The 1,929-nt window shown below is 29.4% G+C and carries 2 protein-coding genes; both read left to right on the plus strand.

Going from position 1 to position 1,929, the window contains the following annotated elements; translation table 11 throughout:
* On the plus strand, positions 1-1,123 hold a 1,123-nt coding region (locus KA468_RS10010; protein WP_291242796.1), incomplete at its 5' end, for an ABC transporter permease.
* A gap of 28 nt (positions 1,124-1,151) precedes the next feature.
* The gene (locus KA468_RS10015) at positions 1,152-1,880 is read left to right on the plus strand and encodes a TIGR00730 family Rossman fold protein (protein ID WP_227141576.1); all 729 of its coding nucleotides are present in this window, start codon (positions 1,152-1,154) and stop codon (positions 1,878-1,880) included.
* The last annotated feature ends 49 nt before the right edge of the window (positions 1,881-1,929 follow it).

A 1,929-nucleotide genomic window follows, 5' to 3' on the forward strand; every position in this document is an offset into this window, starting at 1 on the left:
TATGAAAACAATATTATTCATCATACAAAAAGAATTCAAGCAAATTTTTAGAGATAAAAGCATGCTTCAACTTATATTTATATTACCCATTTTGCAATTATTAATTTTGTCAAATGCAGCTACATTCGATGTTAAAAATATTGCAATAACCTTTGTTGACAATGACCAAAGTCGGGAATCAAGAGATTTAATAAATTCGTTTAAATCCTCAACCTATTTTAAAGTTACAGAACCCTATTTTTCTGAAAAAGAAGCTATCCAAGAAATGCAAAAAGGAAAAACCGACATTATTGTAAATATTCCAATTCACTTCAATCGTGACCTTCAAAAAGACCAAAAAACAAGTATTTCAGTAAGTATTAATGCTATAGATGCTGCAACAGCAGGTGTTGAAAATGTATATGTAACACAAATCATAAATACATACAATCAAAATATTCAAATGCAGTCCAACTATTTTTCAGGAAACAAAGAAATACCTCAAAATATTATAGTTATACCGTCTTTTTGGTACAACAAAACCTTAAACTACAAAACCTTTATGGTTCCAGGTATCTTGGTTTTATTGGTTACTATGCTTACTTTATTTCTGTCATCAATGAATATAGTTAGAGAAAAAGAGTTAGGTACATTGGAGCAAATTAATGTAACACCAATAAAAAAATATCAGTTTATAGTTGGAAAATTATTTCCATTTTGGGTACTTGGCTTAGTGATTTTGACTGTTGGTTTGCTTATAGCTAAAGTTGTTTTTAATGTTCCCATGCTAGGTAATATTTTCCTTGTTTATGGTTTCACATCAGTGTATTTACTATTAATTTTAGGATTCGGACTATACATATCTAATCATACCGAAACCCAACAACAAGCAATGTTTATTGCGTGGTTCTTTATGGTGATTTTCATATTAATGAGTGGTTTATTTACACCTATCGAAAGTATGCCAAAATGGGCGCAAAGCTTAACATTGTTAAACCCTATTCGATACTTTGTAGAGTTCATAAGAATGGTTCTACTAAAAGGATCCGGATTTTATGAAGTATTGCCAAACCTATTAATTGTTACCGGATTTGCAGTAATTGTAAACGGCATGGCGGTTTGGAGTTATAAAAAATCAAATTAGAAGTTTAAGTTTTTAAAAGGTATTAAAAATGAATGGTAATAAATTAGTTACGAATGAATCTTTATTCTTTCGAGGTCCGCTATCGAGATTTAAAGAGCTAATGTTCACATTTAGGGTTCAAATTAATTTTATAAGAGCATTTAGAAAATTACATTTCCTTGGTCCATGTGTAACTATTTTTGGTTCGGCTCGGTTTACACCAGAATCAGAACATTATAAAAATGCTGAAAAAATTGGTGCAGAAATTTCTAAATTAGGTTTTACAATAATGACAGGTGGCGGACCAGGAATAATGGAAGCCGCAAATAAAGGAGCATTTGAAAATGATGGTTATTCTGTTGGTTGCAATATTGTATTGCCAAGAGAACAAAAACCAAATCCATATTTACATAAATGGATAGATATTCCTTATTTTTTTGTTCGTAAAGTTGTTTTGATAAAATATTCGTATGCCTTTGTAGTGATGCCAGGTGGAGTTGGTACTTTAGATGAATTATTTGAAGCACTTACATTGATACAAACTAAAGTAATTAAAAACTTTCCGATAATTATTTTTGATTCAGATTATCATAAAGAACTTTGTCATCATATTAAAATTATGCTTGAAAATGAAAGCATCAGTCCAGAAGATATGAAGCTCCTTTTTGTAACTGATTCTATTCCTGATTTAATTACACATCTTGAAACGCATGCAATCAAAAAATTTGGGTTAGTAAATAAACAATATAAACCAAAATGGTGGTTTTTAGAAAATTAAAACAATTCTTGTCTATGTCTTTTTAATTAATACTAAAATGTAGAAAAAT

This window comes from Flavobacterium sp., assembly GCF_017985075.1.
Classification (GTDB): domain Bacteria; phylum Bacteroidota; class Bacteroidia; order Flavobacteriales; family Flavobacteriaceae; genus Flavobacterium.